The 15,480-nt window shown below is 68.5% G+C and carries 12 protein-coding genes; 9 read left to right on the top strand and 3 right to left on the bottom strand.

From position 1 onward, the window contains the following. Positions 1-5 precede the first annotated feature (5 nt). Positions 6-7,037 (top strand): RHS repeat-associated core domain-containing protein, encoded by a 7,032-nt coding sequence (locus NI17_RS10220; protein ID WP_243597677.1) that lies wholly within the window; start codon positions 6-8, stop codon positions 7,035-7,037. Next, positions 7,034-7,414, top strand: a complete 381-nt coding sequence (locus NI17_RS24690; RefSeq protein ID WP_084012853.1) for a CPCC family cysteine-rich protein — start codon at positions 7,034-7,036, stop codon at positions 7,412-7,414. The genes NI17_RS10220 and NI17_RS24690 overlap by 4 nt, the downstream gene beginning before the upstream one ends. A gap of 136 nt (positions 7,415-7,550) precedes the next feature. On the opposite strand, the gene NI17_RS10215 is transcribed toward NI17_RS24690, so the two are convergent. From NI17_RS10215 to NI17_RS10205, 3 genes are all read right to left on the bottom strand, one after another. Next, positions 7,551-8,045, bottom strand: a complete 495-nt coding sequence (locus NI17_RS10215) for a transposase (protein ID WP_234402138.1) — start codon at positions 8,043-8,045, stop codon at positions 7,551-7,553. A gap of 8 nt (positions 8,046-8,053) precedes the next feature. Then, positions 8,054-8,569: a winged helix-turn-helix domain-containing protein gene (locus NI17_RS10210; protein WP_084012851.1), complete on the bottom strand. Its 516-nt coding sequence runs from the start codon at positions 8,567-8,569 to the stop codon at positions 8,054-8,056. Positions 8,570-8,831: 262 nt separating this feature from the next. Continuing rightward, positions 8,832-8,999, bottom strand: coding sequence for a hypothetical protein (locus NI17_RS10205; RefSeq protein ID WP_243597676.1), 168 nt, complete (start codon positions 8,997-8,999; stop codon positions 8,832-8,834). 444 nt (positions 9,000-9,443) lie between these two features. On the opposite strand from NI17_RS10205, the gene NI17_RS10200 reads away from it, so the two are divergent. The 7 genes from NI17_RS10200 (at position 9,444) to NI17_RS10170 (ending at position 15,476) form a co-directional block, all read left to right on the top strand. Then, on the top strand, positions 9,444-9,710 hold the full coding sequence (locus tag NI17_RS10200; protein WP_199860189.1) for an Imm51 family immunity protein: 267 nt from the start codon (positions 9,444-9,446) through the stop codon (positions 9,708-9,710). A gap of 183 nt (positions 9,711-9,893) precedes the next feature. Continuing rightward, complete coding sequence (locus NI17_RS10195) at positions 9,894-10,679, top strand: hypothetical protein (RefSeq protein ID WP_068693777.1); 786 nt, start codon at positions 9,894-9,896, stop codon at positions 10,677-10,679. A 64-nt stretch (positions 10,680-10,743) separates the two neighbouring features. Next, the gene (locus tag NI17_RS10190; RefSeq protein ID WP_068693776.1) at positions 10,744-11,037 is read left to right on the top strand and encodes a hypothetical protein; all 294 of its coding nucleotides are present in this window, start codon (positions 10,744-10,746) and stop codon (positions 11,035-11,037) included. Beyond that, positions 11,034-12,068, top strand: a complete 1,035-nt coding sequence (locus NI17_RS10185; RefSeq protein WP_157129805.1) for a conjugal transfer protein — start codon at positions 11,034-11,036, stop codon at positions 12,066-12,068. The genes NI17_RS10190 and NI17_RS10185 overlap by 4 nt, the downstream gene beginning before the upstream one ends. A 24-nt stretch (positions 12,069-12,092) precedes the next feature. Further along, a complete protein-coding gene (locus NI17_RS10180; RefSeq protein ID WP_068693772.1) occupies positions 12,093-12,356 on the top strand; it encodes a hypothetical protein in 264 nt (87 codons plus the stop codon). Further along, positions 12,353-12,952 carry a hypothetical protein gene (locus NI17_RS10175; protein ID WP_068693770.1) on the top strand — a complete coding sequence of 200 codons (600 nt, stop codon included), beginning with the start codon at positions 12,353-12,355 and terminating at the stop codon, positions 12,950-12,952. The genes NI17_RS10180 and NI17_RS10175 overlap by 4 nt, the downstream gene beginning before the upstream one ends. A 1-nt stretch (position 12,953) precedes the next feature. Continuing rightward, positions 12,954-15,476, top strand: a complete 2,523-nt coding sequence (locus tag NI17_RS10170; RefSeq protein WP_068693768.1) for an ATP-binding protein — start codon at positions 12,954-12,956, stop codon at positions 15,474-15,476. Positions 15,477-15,480 lie beyond the last annotated feature (4 nt).

Genomic DNA, 15,480 nt, shown 5'->3' with positions numbered 1-15,480 from the left:
CCCCCATGTCTGAGACCTCTGAACCTGGTTCTTCGTCGACCACGACCCGCCGCACCCCCGTGCGCAGCCTGCTGTCGTTCCTGCTCTCCCTGGTGATGCTCGCCGGGCTGCTCGCCGCGGTTCCCGCGTCCGCGATCGCCCGCAATCCCGAACCCGGCGTCCAGGAGGAGACTCCGGTCGAGGGGGAGGATCTTGTCGCGGCCGAGATCGAGGAGAACGGCGAGGTCACCGAGGCCGCGGTCACTGACCTGGGGGAGGCCGACTGGCCGAAACCCGACACTGTCGAGACCGACCTTCCCACTCCGGCCTCGGAGAGCGCCGACGCTCCGGCAGAGCCAGAGGAAGGCGAGACGGTCGCCGTCGCCCCGGTCGACGAGAAGACCCTGGAGGAGTGGACCTCCCCGCTGGCCCAGGATGGCCCGGACAGCGACCAAGCCGAGGGCAACGAGGGCGGGGAGACGCAGAACACTCCTGAGCCCAGCCCGTCCGCCGCTTCTGACCCGACGCCGACACCGTCGGCCCAGCCGGAGCCCACCCCGCAGGAGACCGAACCGGACGAACCAGCGGAAGAGACCGAAGGGCCTGCAGAAGCCCCTGAGGAGAACGGCGAAGAGACGCCCGCAGCCGAGGAAGCGCCGACCCCCCAGGAGCCGGAACCGGTGCGCAGCGCCGCCGTGGAGATCCTCGACCAGCAGACCGCCGAGGAAGCCGGGATCACCGGTCTGCTGCTGCGGGTGACGCGCACCGACGGCGTGGACGCCACCGGCCCGATCCGGATCGGGGTCGACTACTCCGACTTCGCCCCCGCGCTCGGCGCCGACTACGCCTCCCGACTGCACCTGGTCGCCCTCGACGACTGCGTCTTGGACTCCAGCGCCCCCACGTGCGCACCCCAAACCGAGTTGGACTCCACCAACAACACCGACGCCATGACCCTCAGCGCGGTGGCCCCGGCCAGTTCGGGAACCGGAGCCCTGCTCGCGGTGACCGCGGCCCCGGCCGGTGACACCGGCGACTACACGGCCAGCGAGATCTCCCAGTCCGCGGCCTGGAACGTCAACGCCCAATCCGGTGACTTCTCCTGGTCCTACGGAATGAGCGCCCCGCCTGTTCCCGGCGGACTCGTCCCCCAGGTCGGGTTCGGTTACTCGGCGCAGAGCGTGGACGGACGCACCGCCTCCTCCAACAACCAGACCTCCTGGATCGGCGAGGGCTTCAGCTACGCCGCCGGCGCGATCGAACGCAGCTACACCGCCTGCTCCGACGACGGCCAGACGGCTCCCAACACCACTGGCGACCTGTGCTGGAAGACCGACAACGCGACACTGTCGATGCAGGGCCACGCCGGTGAGCTGGTCAAGCACGAAGACGGCAGCTACCGGCTCAAAAACGACGACGGCACCCGGATCGAGCACCTGACCGGCGCGAACAACGGCGACAACAACGGCGAGTACTGGAAGGTCACCACCCCTGACGGCACCCAGTACTTCTTCGGCCGCAACCGGCTGCCCGGCTGGTCCTCCGGTGATCCCGAGACCAGGTCGGCGTGGACCGTGCCCGTCTACGGCAACAACTCCGGCGAGCCCTGCCACGGCTCCACCTTCGCCGACTCCTGGTGCCAGCAGGCCCACAAATGGAACCTCGACTACGTGGTGGACGTGCACGGCAACGTCGTCACCTACTGGTACGAGAAGGAACGCAACCACTACGGTCGCAACGCCCAGACCGCCCCGACCCCCTACGACCGGGGCGGCTACCTCAAGCGCATCGACTACGGTCTGCGCTCCGACGACGTCTACGCCACCGCCCCCGCCCGGGTGAGCTTCACCGTCAGCGAGCGCTGCATCCCCACCGACACCTTCAACTGCGCCCCCTCCAAGCTCACCCCGACCAACGCCTCCCACTGGCCTGATGTGCCCTTCGACCAGAACTGCGACGCCGGAACCCAGTGCACCGGCCAGTTCTCACCGACCTTCTGGACCCGCAAGAAACTCGACAAGATCACCACCCAGATCCACAACGGCACCTCCTACACCGACGTGGACTCCTGGACCCTGGAGCACGCCTTCCCCGCCCCCGGCGACGGCACCACACCATCACTGTGGCTGAAGTCCATCACCCACACCGGCCACGTCGGCGGCACCGTCACCATGCCCAAGGTGACGTTCGAGGGCACCGCGCTGGAGAACCGGGTCGACGGGCTGGCCGACGGCCTGGCACCGATGCTCAAATACCGCATCACCTCGATCTACACCGAGTCCGGCGGCCAGATCGACGTCTCCTACTCCGCACCCGAGTGCACCCGCGGCTCCACCCCGCAGCCGCACGCCAACACCAAGCGCTGCTACCCGGTCCGGTGGACTCCCGAGGGCGAGCCGGAGATGGTCGACTGGTTCCACAAGTACGTCGTCACCCAGATCGCCGAGTTCGACCTGGTCGCCGACCAGCCCGAGGTGGTCACCACCTACGAGTACCTGGGCGGCGCGGCCTGGCGCTACGTCGAGGCCAACGGGCTGATCAAGGACAAGTACCGCACCTGGTCGGACTGGCGCGGCTACGAGCGGGTCCGAATGCGCACCGGACACCCCGACGGGGTGCGCTCCGAGACCGAGTACCTGTACTTCCGCGGCATGCACGGCGACAAGCAGCCCTCCGGCACCCGCTCGGTCACCGTCACCGACTCGACAGGCGGCACCCACACCGACCACAACGAACTCGCCGGAACACTGCGCGAGGAGATCCTCCGCAACGGCGTCGACGGCGAGGTGGTCACCAGAACCATCACCGACCCGTGGCGCAAGAAGACCGCCGAGAACGTCCACCCGTGGGCGACAGTGCGCGCCTACATGCTCGGAGTCTCAGCCACCCACACCTACACCAGCCTGGGCGGCGGGCAGTGGCTCCAGACCCGTGTCGAGAACACGATGGACGACCACGGGGCCGTGGTGGAGGTCAACGACCTCGGCGACGTCACCGATCCCGCCGACGACGAGTGCGTCCGCACCGACTACGTGCGCAACACCGGCATCTGGCTGATGAACCTGATCTCCCGCTCGGAGACGGTCAACGTCAACTGTGACACCACGCCGTCGCGACCCGACAACGTCATCAGCGACGAACGCATCCACTACGACGGCCTGGCCTTCGGCGCCACCCCGGTCAAGGGCAGCCCCACCAAGACCGAGAAGATCGACTCCTACGACAACGGCCAGCCCGTCTACCAGCGGGTCGACCTGACCACCTTTGATGCCTACGGGCGCGAGCACACCGTCACCGACCCGGCGGGCAACACCACCACGACCACCCACACCCACAACGCCGCCGGGCTGCTCGTCTCCACGGCCGAAACCAACCCGCTCGGCCACGTCTCGACCACCGAGTTCGACCCCGCCCGAGGGCTGCCGGTCGCGGAGATCGACCCCAACGGCCGCCGCATCGACCTGGCCTACGATCCGCTGGGACGCCTCACTTCGGTGTGGCTGCCCGACCGGAACAAGGCCACCACGACACCGACCGCCACCTTCGAGTACCTGGTCCACAAGGACCAGCCCACGGTGATCGTCAGCAACACCATTCGCAACGACGGCCAGTACACCACCACCTACGAGATCTTCGACGGGCTGATGCGCCCGCGCCAGACCCAGGGCCCTGCGGTGGGCGGCGGGCGGCTGATCACCGACACCTTCCACGACTCCCGCGGCCTGGTCGTCAAGGAACGCGAACCCTACTTCAACAACAACGACCCCTCCGGCACGCTGCTGGTCGTCAACAACGACGACGACATCCCCCGCCAGACCGAGACCGTCTACGACGGCGCGGAACGGCCCACCGACGTCCTCCACGTCTCGCGTGGTGAGGAGCAGTGGCGCACCACCACCGAGTACCGGGGCGACCGGACCCTCATCACTCCGCCTGAGGGCGGCATCGCGACCACGACCATCGTGGACGCGCGGGGGCGCACCGTGGAACTGCGTGAGCACCACGGCCCCACCCCCGACAGCGCCTACGACGCCCTCACCTACACCTACGCCAAACACGGCGGAGTGGCCACGGTGACCGACGTCGAGGGCAATGTGTGGGAGACCGTCTACGACCTGCGCGGCCGCAAGGTCGCAAGCACCGACCCCGACACCGGGACCACCACCTACACCTACAACGACCTCGACCAGTTGGTGTCCACCACTGATGCGCGCGGTGAGACGCTGGCCTACACCTACGACGCGCTCGGCCGCAAGACCGGCCTGTTCGACGACTCCCCGCAGGGTACCCAGCGCGCCGCGTGGATCTACGACACCAAGGCCAAGGGATACCTGACCTCGTCCACCCGTTACATCGACGGCCACGCCTACACCACCGAGGTACTGGCCTACGACCAGATGAACCGGGTCGTGGCCAGCACGGTCAAGATCCCGGCGGTCGAGGGGGTCCTGGCCGGAACCTACCGCTATGGCTACAGGTACAACGCCGATGGAACCCTGCGCAGCGTGGATTACCCGGCGGGAGGCACGCTGGGTCGGGAGACGGTCATCTACTCCTACAACGAGCTCGGCATGCCGGTGCGGGTCGAGGGTTTCGGCGACGACGTCTACGTTGATGAGACTGTCTACTCCCGGACCGGCAACCTGCTGCGGCGCACGTTCGACCTGGGCGGCTCCGGGTCGGACGTGACCTGGGCCACCCGGGGCTACGACCTTGCCACCGACCGGCTGGTGTCGAGCAGCGTGGTGCACCAGGTCGGTTCCGGATCGCTGCTGGAGCAGAGCTACACCTACGACGACGCGGGCAACGTGCTGAGCATCAGCGACGCCCCGACCGCCTACGGGCTGCCCGGCGACACCCAGTGCTTTGCCTATGACCACCTGCGCCGCCTCACCGAGGTGTGGACTCCCGACACCCACGGCACGACCGCGTGCGACGCGGCCCCGGACGTCGACGACCTCGGCGGCGCCTCCCCCTACTGGCACTCCTACACCTACGACGCGGTGGGCAACCGCGAGACCGAGGTACGCCACTCCGCCAGCGGCGACACGGTCCGCACCTACACCACCCCCACCGCCGGCCAGTCCCAACCGCACACCCTCACCCAGGTCGAACAGACCGGCCCCACCGGCACCCGGTTGGAGCAGTACACCTACGACGCCTCCGGCAACATGACCGGCCGCACCACCGCCTCCCGCGACCAGGACCTGGAGTGGGACGCCGAGGGCAGACTGGTCGAGGTCACCGAGGAGGACGGCTCCACCACGTCGTTCCGCTACGACGCCGACGGCCAGCGGCTGATCCGCGACACCCCCACCGAGGCGGTGCTGTACCTGGCGGGCATGGAGGTCCGGCTGGACAAGACCGTGCCTTCGGTGGAAGCCACCCGCTTCTATGAGCACGCGGGCGAGACCGTGGCGGTGCGCACCGGTGACGGCTCGGTGCACTGGACGTTCTCCGACCACCAGGCCACCGGGCAGTTGGCGGTGCACGCCCTCACCGGCCAGACCGTGCGCCGCCGCACCACCGCGTTCGGCACCGACCGGGGCAGCACCGGCACCTGGCCCACCGACAAGGGCTTCGTCAGCGGCACCGTCGACGAGTCAACCGGCCTGGTCCAGTTGGGGGCGCGCGCCTACGACGCCAACATTGGCCGTTTCATCTCGGCGGACCCGATCATCGACTTCGTCGACTCCCAACAGATGCACGGCTACGCCTACGCCAACAACAGCCCCATCACCTTCTCCGACTCCGACGGGCTGATGGTCAAGGGGCCAGGAAAGAAACAGGTCAGCGCGAGCACAGGTGGAAGGCGAATCAGGCACAACCTGAGAGGTGCTGCCCGAAAAGCCGCTCACCAGGCGTACAACCGCTACCACGGAATCAGTACGGGAACGCCTCGGGGTGGTGGTTCCTCTGCGGTTCCCTCGTCTTCGTCGAGTAGTCATGACGAGGCCCGGGAGGAGTTGGCGGCGGCCGCGACAGGGTTGGCCAAGATCGTCGCGGACGAGTTGGGCATCAGTGCGGGCATCGAGTGTCTGACCACGGGCGATATCGGGGCGTGTGGTGAGACGGCGCTGAACGTGGCGATGGCGTTGTTCGCGCCGGGCGGGGTGCTGGCCAAGCTGGCGGTCAAGTACGCGCTGCGCTGGGGCAAGTTCGCCAGCCTGGTCTCCAAGGTCAAGAAGCTGGGCGGCGAGATCATCTCGGCGGTCAACACGCTGATGAAGAAGGACTCGGGCAACGCGGTGTCGGCTGCGGCGTGTCCGGTGAGAGGGCCCAACAGTTTTGTTTCCGGTACCCGGGTGTTGATGGCTGATGGCACGTCCAAACCGATCGAGAAGGTCAAGACCGGCGACCAGGTACTGGCCACCGATCCCGAGACCGGTGAACAGGGTCCCAGGACGGTGCTGGCCACCATCGTCGGCACGGGAGCCAAGACCCTGGTCGAGATCACCGTGGACGCCACCACCGAAAAACCCGCGGACGACGACAGCGACCGGGAAGGAACACCCGGACCGACCGCGGCCGGCGACGTCATTCTCGCAACCGACGAACACCCCTTCTGGGTCCCCGAACTCGGCCAGTGGGTTGATGCCATCGACCTGACCCCCGGGATGTGGCTGCAGACCTCAGCAGGAACCTGGGTCCAGATCACCGCCATCCAGGCATGGACCCAAGCCGCCACCGTCCACAACCTCACCGTCCAGGACCAGCACACGTACTATGCGCTGGCAGGGGCCACGCCTGTACTTAACCACAATTGCAGCTGGACCAGTCAGGCGAATTTGGACAACCACTACAGAAAACATGGGGAAGAGATGGGGTTTGAGACGCAGATTGAATACCAGAGCGCCGCAGAAGACTTGATGTGTGACTGTGATGGGCTTAGGTCTGGAGTTCGGACGAGGACCGTCGATGGTACGACTTACTACCTCGATGAAGAAAGTGGGGAATTTGGCGTCAAGAGCGAAAGGGGGATCGTTACCTATTATAATGCAGGAGAAAATGCGGTTTCGTATTTTGAGAGGCAGGGGGGATTCGAGGTCGGTAGATGAGTGCCGGGGAAAAATTTCCTTGCCCGTGCTGCGGTTACAAGGTCTATTCGGAGGGGCCCGGGTCCCATGAGATATGCCCCATATGCCTCTGGGAAGATGATTTAGTCCAACTTCGCTGGCCGTGCTTTGTTGGAGGGGCGAACGGCGTTTCGCTTGTTGAGGCGCAAAAGAATTTTCTGGAATTTGGTGCATGTAAGGAAAACCTTGTCAAGTTTACAAGAAAACCTGTAGAGTATGAGTGTACTGCTTTTGGGTGGCGTCCGATAGATCTGGATGTAGATTATTTTGGAGAGAATTTGGATTCTCTTCCTTATCCTCGAGATAAGACTCTCATGTATTGGTGGAAAGAGGGCTTCTGGTTGAAGGGGAATGACTGAATTGATCTCGTTAAGATTTTCCGACTAAATGACTCGAATTTCGGTAAGACAGTGAGTGGGCCTTGACTCCTGGCAGGCGTGAAGCCTTGGTGGAACGGTTCTCACCACAAAACCGCGTCCACTGACTGAGTTTTGATTATTTGGTTCCGAGTTGAAGTTCGGTGTGGGCGAGGAAACCGTCCACCAGATCGGGGCGGTACCGCAGTCGACGCAGCCCCGATCGGACCGCCGAGCCCAACTCCGCAAAGGACAGCGCCGCCAGGTTGGCCAACGCGGTGTCCTTGAGAGGGGACCAGACGTTCTCCACCGGGTTCGGTTCCGGGGTATGGGAAGGCAGGTACTCCACCTCCAACCACTCCCGAGCCTCGATCGCCGCGCGCGTCCACCGACTGCGGTGGGCGGCCAGGCGGTCCCCCACCAAGATCACCGGTGCGTCCAGGACCTGGTGGTCCCTGTCCAAGAAGACGACCAGGTCACGGTCGTGATACCACCCCGGGCAGGTACAAAACAGCGTCCGCGACCCGTGACCGCGGTGGTAGCAGCACACCGCGGCCATCGACATCGTGGCCGGGCGGCCCTTGACCACGTGCAACACCGGCGTCTGTCCGACCGGCGCCCAGGTGCGGCACAAGGCCCCGGTCAGTCCCGCGCCGGCCTCGTCCTCGACGACGATCCAGGCCCCGGTCTCGGCCCCCTTTTTTCGATCCGCGGCCAGGTCTGCTCGACCCAGGCCGCGATGGCCTCCTCGTCGCGTTCGACGGCGCGACGGACCGGGACCTGCACCGACCATCCCATCGCCTTCAACAGCCGCCACACTCTTGAGGGGTCGGCGTAGGCGGCACCGAAGGTCTCGGCGATCACCCGCCGCACCCGGTTCAGGGTCCAGCCATCGGTGGCAAAGCCGTAGTCCTTGGCGCCCCGGCGCAGGAGGTGCCGCAGTCGGCGGCGTTGTTCGGAGTCCAGATAGCCCTTGGGGCCGGTACGGCCCTTACTCGTCAGCGCTTCGGTGCCGCCCTGGTGCCGGGCACGCCGCCAGTGGTTGACCGCGCGGGCGGTGACGCCGAGCAGGTCGCCGATACGGGTGTCGGACCTCTCGTCCTGCTCGAACAGGGCGGCCGCGGTCAAGCGGCGTTGCTGCTTGTCGTGGGCGTCCATGACGCCCCTCCTCCAAGAGAATTCCCAAGTGAGTAGGCACACACCCACCCAGGAAACAAACAATCAAAACTCAGTCAGGACACCAGGGCGTCATCCTTACAGTCACCCGGTTAGCTGCCTCGGAACCGGTCTGTGGAGGCCGAGCTCTGCAGGCACCGGGAACGTCGGTGGCTCGACCGTCCGCTTTTCAGAAGCGGAGACCACCCTGCCGCCGTGGCGCCTGCCGGGGGCGGGTGGTGCCCGTGGTGCCTGTCGGTTGCCGTCACCCTCTGGCCCGCCGACCTCGGTCTTTCAACCGACGGACGTGCCGCTCGTATTGTCCAGCTTGGCGTCGCTGGGCGCGGTCGATGAGCAGCGTTTGCGGGTCGGAGGCCAGCTCGTACAACTCGACCTCGAACGGGTCGGCGTCGTAGTCGATGAGGCGAGCCAAGACCTCCCGGTCTTGTTCGACGGTCCATCGCTGGCGCACCTGGTCCCGCCAGAACTGCCCGCTCGCCTCCACCGCGTCCATGCTTCGACAATAACTGCGACCGGCTGTCAGCGCACGGCAGGAACCCACACTCTTTGAGGACAAACCGTTCCGGAGTGCAGGTTCGGCACCGGAAGCGGCGCGTCGGTGCCTTCACCTCAGCCCGTAGCGAGCCGGGCCGGCTTGCAGTCCCTCCGCCATACCGCCTTGAACTGCTGTTTCTCTCTTTCCTCCGGGGCTCGACACGCATTCGGTATGTCCCCTCAGGGCTTCCTGGTGGGCACCAGATCCTCCGGACGGTGCTCCGCCATACCCGGGTGCCATGCTCTGCCCATGACTCCGTTGAAACTGATCGAGACCGAGCCCGGATCGTTCTCACTGCTGCTGGACGCAGGGACGACGTAAGTGGACGAACTCATCAAGCAGCTCGGCCACGAACCCAACGGCTACTTCTGGGAAGGTGTCGCGCGCTTCCTCGTGCGCACAGAGGTCAACACCCTCGAAGGACGCTTCTCATACGACCCGGAGGCCGGCATGTTCTGCGCGTACGGCAACGACCGAACAGCGCTCCAAGAGCTCGGCGCTCTGATGAGCGTCGTCGCCCGGGACGGGGACCGGATGCGGAAGCTCGTCACATCCGCCAAAGCCACCGGATTCGAGTTCGACGACTGACCAGCCCTCCGGGCGCAGACCGGCTCGCTACGAACCAGTTGCCCAACTCTTCCAACCATGTGCTCAGCGCTCTGCTGGAGTCGTTACGGTCCTGCGATTTTCGGCAGGTTGCCCCGCAGCTTGCCTCGCCCAGGCAAGCGGTGACGCCTCGGGTCGTTCATTTCCTTCGACCTGGGGGTTTTCATGAGCGACCGCAAGCAGTGGACCGGTGCGACGATCGTCGGGCAGCTCAACCGCGAGTGGGAGCGGTTGTGCGACGACTCCGCCGCGGGGCGGATCGCGGCGGTGTGGGCCGAGGCCGACGTACGGCTGGCCGGGCTGGAGTCGTTGGAGGCGATCGAGGCCGCGTCCCGGCGCCCCATCGACCACCGCACCGACCTGATGCTGTCGGCGCTGCTGGAACGCGCGGTGCAGCGCGGCGAAGAGGGCGACCTGGCCGCGCGGATCATGGTCCAGTTGATGCTGGGCCGAGCCGTGATCACCGCGCACGCGCTGCGCGGTCTGGTCCGTGACGCCGAGGAGCGCGCGCAGTTGGTGGTCGTGGCGCTGTGGGAGGCCGTCCGCGGCTTCCCCGCAGCCCGGCGCACCACCTACATCGCTCCGTGGCTGGCCTGGGACGTCCACGCCCGCGCCAAACGCGCCGCGCTGGCCGCGGGCGCGGAGATCCCGGTGGGGGACGCGACCGAGTACGCAACGCCGGAGCGGCCCGTCAACGCCAGCGAGGAACTGGCGAAGGTGCTGGCGTGGGCGGTGGCCGAGGGCGTGCTCAGCACAGACGAAGTGGAACTGCTGGCGGCCCGCTACGGTAGCGAGTCGCCGGAGCGGCGGTCGTGGACGAGCGTGGCCGACGCCACCGACCTCGCCCGGGACCGCGGGGTGAGTCAGGCGGCGATCCGGCAGCGGTGCAGCCGCGCGGCCCGCAAGCTGTCGAAGGCCGCCGCCCGCTACGTGGCGACCAACGTGTTCTGACCCGGTCACGGTTCTCTGGATGGGGCCTCTTGCTTGGCGTGTAAGCGACCAGGGGAGAGGCCCCATGCATGATCCGTTCGACGACGCTTCCGGGCCGCCGGTCCTGGGCGGGCGCGACCTGCTCACCGAGGACGAAAAAGTGCTCGGGCTGGCCTATCTGCGGCTGGTTCCTCTGCTGGAGCGGCTCGGTGAGCATCCGTTCGACCGGCACCTCTACGCCGAACTGCGCGACTACCTGGACGGCCAGGCGTGGCAGGCCGTGGACGCGTTCGAGCGGCTGCGCGACCGGGGCGCGCGGTATCTGAGTGCCCGGCTGCGTGTGGTGGAGACCGGGCTGGGCGGCGGGGAGGCCCGGTGAGGCGGGCAGAGCGGTCCGACGCGGCCGAGCCTTCGCCCGTAGTGGGGGAGCGGCCATGGTTCGCCCCGGCCGACTCCGCGGGTGTGCGGCAGGTGGCGGCGCGGGTCGGGGCGTGGACGGGCCTGCTGTGCGGGCCGGTGGCACTGGCACTCTGCTGGTTCACCACCGCGTCCCCGCCGCCGCCCGCACCGCAGGCGACCGTCGAGGAGGCGCGGTGGGCCGCGGCGGGCCCGGCGGGGTGGGCCGAGCAGGCCGTGGCCGCCTACCTGGACGGCGACATCGACGCGGTCCGCGACTACTTCCCGACCGTCTCCGACGCCGACCTGCCCGATGCCCACGCCCCGCGGCCGGGGCTGCGGATGGGGGTGGTCGGTGTCCAGGAGTTGGCGCCCGGCTACTGGGGGGTGACGGTCGCGGTCGGCGCCCCGCGCGAGGAGGCGCAGGCTCCAGCGGTGCGGCACTTCGCGCTCGGGGTCGCCGCCAGCGGGGACGGCTGGGTGGCGACCGGCCTGCCCAGCGAGGTCGCGGTCGCCGTCCCGGAAGCGGCCGTACCGGTGGATTATGAGCCGCGTCCGCTGCCGCGCGGGCCGGTGGGTGAGACGGTGCGGGCGTGGGCGCGCGCCTACCTGCTGGCCGACGGCGAACTGGACCGCTACCTGGCTCCCGGTTTCTCCCAGCGGCCACTGTGGCCCACCCGCTACACCGACCTGGACGTCGACTCGGTCACGGTGCGCTCCGGCCAGGAGGAGCGGGTCGAGGGGATTCCCGCCGATGGCGCGGTGGTGGAGGTGCTGGCCCGCCTCCACGCCACCGATGCCGAGGGGCGCGCCTGGGGGTTGGAGTACGCGCTGACGTTGACCGCGCGCAGCGGCCGGTGGGAAGTCAGCGCCCTGGCCCCCGCCCCCGCCCTCACCCCCGACACCCCCACCAACACCGGAGCCAGCGCCGGCGGTGCGGGTGTGCCGCCGGCACCGTCCACCGCGCCGACCGGGTCCGCCCTGACCGACACCAACACCAGCCCCGGGTTCTGACCCCCTGAGCGAGAAGAGGAAGGCATGCCGCCGTTCAGTGTCCTGCAGTGGTACGACGAGAAACTCCAGCAGCTCACCGCGCTGGTCACGCCCACGCTGTGGCTGATCGGCGCGTTCATGGTGCTGGTCGCCTACGTGGCGTTCCGCAGTTGGAAGAAGGCCGCGATCGCCGGAATCGGGATGGCCGTGGTGATCGCGATCGTCACCAACGTCACCTCGCTGTCGGGCATGGTCGAGGGGGAACTCGCCGCGCCCACCATGCCGGTCGTGATCTGGCAGTGGATGTGAGTCAGGAGCAGGCGGCCGACCAGTCGGTGCTGGTCGGCCGCTCCTACACCCGGGCCCGACGCCACCCGTGGGTGATCGGCAAGATCCAGGGCTGGACCATCCCGCTGGGCCCGTTCACCGCCACCCAGTTGGGGGTGCTCGCGGTCGGGCTGTGGCTGCTGGTGCAGACCTTCACCCTGTGGAGTCGGCTCGGCGTGGGTGCGGCAGTCGTGATCGCGTTGCCGTTCGCCGCGACCTGGGCGGTGCGCCACGCCCAGATCGAGGGCCGCGCGCCACTACGCGCCCTGGCCGGCCACCTCGCGCTGTGGACCGCACCCCGCACGGGCCTGCTACGGGGCCGCCCCCTCGGCGAGCCGCGTCCCACGACGCTCACCGGCCTGATCACCCTCACCCCACCGGCGGGTTTGCCGGGGGCAAACCCGCCGGAGTCGGCATTGCCCACCCGGGCAAACCCCTCACCGCCCACCCGGGCCACCCCTTCGCCGGCGGCTCGCGCCCATCCCCCGACCAGCCCGGTCACCCGGACCCGGCAACCGGCACAACCGCGTCCCACCGGTCTGCGGGCCCTGCTTGCCGACCTCGAAGAGGAGGAGTGACGTGCGCCTTCCGATCCGGCACCTCAGCGGCAACCTCGCCTGGACCACCCACGGCCGCGTGTGGGCGATCTGGCGGGTCACCCCCCTGTCGTATCTGCATTCCAGCCCGCGCGCCCAGCAGGAGCTGCACGCCGCCACCACCGCGCTCCTCAAACGCCTGTCCGGAGAACCGATGCTGCTGAGCCTGTGCGCGCAGACCTCGGCGGCCGACGTGGTCGAGGCGATGATCACCGGGGTGGACCTGGAGGCCTGCCCCGCCTGGGTGGAAGTCGCGGATGCGACCCTGGACTGGCTGGGTGAGCTCGCGTTGGCCGAGCGCACCCACTGGCTGTGCCTGCCACTGCCCGCGGAGCGACCCGCGCTGGAACTACGCGCGCTTGCCGGGGCCACGGCCAACGCGCTGGCCGGACTGCTGGGACTCGCCCCGCCGCCGGTGCCCCGCCGGGAGGTGGCCTCCTACGAGGCGAAAGCCCGCCGCCTGGGCTCCCAGTTGGCCGGGCAGCCCGGAATGCGTCCGGCCAGCCCGGCCGAGATCCTGTGGATCTTCGCGCACTCGGTGCGCCGGGGCATGGCCGAACCGCTGCTCGCCGACACCACCACCGCCGACCAGCATGCGGGTGGTTCTCGGCTGGTGGGGGGCGTGCTGCGCGGTCCCAGCCTGGCCGGGCTCGGCGAGGTCCGCCTCACCGAAGGCGGCCTCAACACCGGCCACCAGCAGGGGCGGTTGTCGCTGCTGCGCCGCCGCTGGCTGCACGTCGAAACCCCTGATGCCGAGGCCTATCAGGCGTTTCTGGTGTTGGCGGAGATGCCCGCGGCGTTCCGTTTCCCCGGCGGTTCCGAATGGCTGGCCTCTCTGGACGGTTTTGCGTTCGGGGTCGACTGGGCCAGCCGCCTCACCATTGTGCCCAACGCCCAGGCCGAGGCCCAGAGCCGCCGCAAGGCCCGCGAACTGGCCGCCCAGGCCGACGAGTACGACGGGGAGACCGCCGGCATCCCGCAGGCGCTGATCGACGCCGCCGCCGACCTGGATGATGAGCGCGGCCGGTTGCAGAGTTCCCGCACCGAGGTGGAGGTGCAGTCCACCACCGTGCTGTGCACCTGGGGCACCACGGCCGAGGAGGCGGAGAGCCGCGCCGAGGTGGTGCGGACCTCGATCGCGGCGGCCGAGTACCAGGTGGTGCGCCCCACCGGCGGGCAGGCCGCGCTGTTCGAGGCCATGCTGCCCGGTGCTCCGTCCCGGCCGCTGCTGCGCGAGTTCACCCAGTACCAGTTGGCTTCCGACTACGCCATGGCGATGCCGTGGACGTCCACCGACCTGGGCGATCCCACCGGTGCGCTGCTCGGCCTGAACCTGGACGGCGGCACCTCCCGTCCGGTGCTGCTCGACCTGGCCGACGCCCCCCGCCGGGACGCCTCCGCCTCCCTGGGCGTGGTCGGAGAGTTGGGGGCGGGCAAGAGCGTGCTGCTCAAGACGATCCAGATCGCCCTGGTGGACCGGGGTGGGCGGGTGATCGCGGTGGACCGCACCCCCATGGGCGAGTGGGCGCACTTCGCCGCCCACGCCGCCCCCACCCAGCACCAGATCGTCCGCGCCGATGCCCGGGCCCGGCACAGCCTGGACCCGCTGCGGGTGTTCGGCCCCGAGACCGGCGCCCGCTACGCCAAGTCGTATTTGACTCTGCAGTTGGGGGTGGCCGCGATGTCCCCGGCCGGCCTGGTGCTGGCCCAGGCGGTGGACACGGTCGCCGCCAGTGCCCGTCCGTGCATGCGGGCGGTCATCGACGAACTCGACACCCTCGCCCACGACGAGAAGACCACGAGCCGGGCCGAACACGCCCGCGAACTCGCCGGACTGCTGCGGGTCATCGCCGCCGACCGGCTCGGCCAGATCGTGTTCGGCGACCTGCCGCCGCTGCGGCTGGACAAGGAGTTCGTGGTCTTCCACACCAGCGGCCTCACCCTGCCGAAGAAAGAGGTGTTCACCAGCGAGTACCACATGCAGCGCCAACCCCTGGAAACGCTGATCGGCCGCGCGGTGCTCTACCTGGTCGCCGCCGTGGCCCGCGAGGTGGCCTTCGCCGACGCCGACCAGTTCTGCGCGGTCGCACTCGACGAGTGCTACTGGCTGACCAGCAGCACCGAAGGCCAGGACCTCGTGCTGGAACTGGTGCGCGACGGCCGCAAGCACGCCGCCGGGGCCATGCTCGGCAGCCACGACCCCTCCGACTTCGGCTCCGAGGTCATCCGCGGTCTGCTGGCCAATCGATTCCTGCTGCGCCACCGCGACACGCAACTGGCCGCCAAAGGACTGCAGTTCCTCAACCTCGACCCGCACGATCGGGCGCTCGTGGACCTGGTCACCACCAACCTGTCCCCGATCAGCGACCAGACCCGCAAGGGCGAGGCCCTGTTCCTGGACACCCGCCGCCGCACCGGACGCATCAGGGTCGTCATCCCGCCCGTGCCGCGGATCGCCACCTCGGTTCTGACCACCCCCGGACGGCCCCGACCGGACGGGGCGTGACCGC

Source organism: Thermobifida halotolerans (assembly GCF_003574835.2).
In the GTDB taxonomy this organism is placed as follows: Bacteria; Actinomycetota; Actinomycetes; order Streptosporangiales; family Streptosporangiaceae; genus Thermobifida; species Thermobifida halotolerans.
This window is presented reverse-complemented; position numbering and strand designations above follow the sequence as displayed.

Coding starts and splice junctions, on each gene's coding strand:
- NI17_RS10220 (WP_243597677.1), top strand. CDS start 6: ATGTCTGAGACCTCTGAACCTGGTTCTTCGTCGACCACGACCCGCCGC.
- NI17_RS24690 (WP_084012853.1), top strand. CDS start 7,034: ATGAGTGCCGGGGAAAAATTTCCTTGCCCGTGCTGCGGTTACAAGGTC.
- NI17_RS10210 (WP_084012851.1), bottom strand. CDS start 8,569: ATGGACGCCCACGACAAGCAGCAACGCCGCTTGACCGCGGCCGCCCTG.
- NI17_RS10195 (WP_068693777.1), top strand. CDS start 9,894: ATGAGCGACCGCAAGCAGTGGACCGGTGCGACGATCGTCGGGCAGCTC.
- NI17_RS10190 (WP_068693776.1), top strand. CDS start 10,744: ATGCATGATCCGTTCGACGACGCTTCCGGGCCGCCGGTCCTGGGCGGG.
- NI17_RS10180 (WP_068693772.1), top strand. CDS start 12,093: ATGCCGCCGTTCAGTGTCCTGCAGTGGTACGACGAGAAACTCCAGCAG.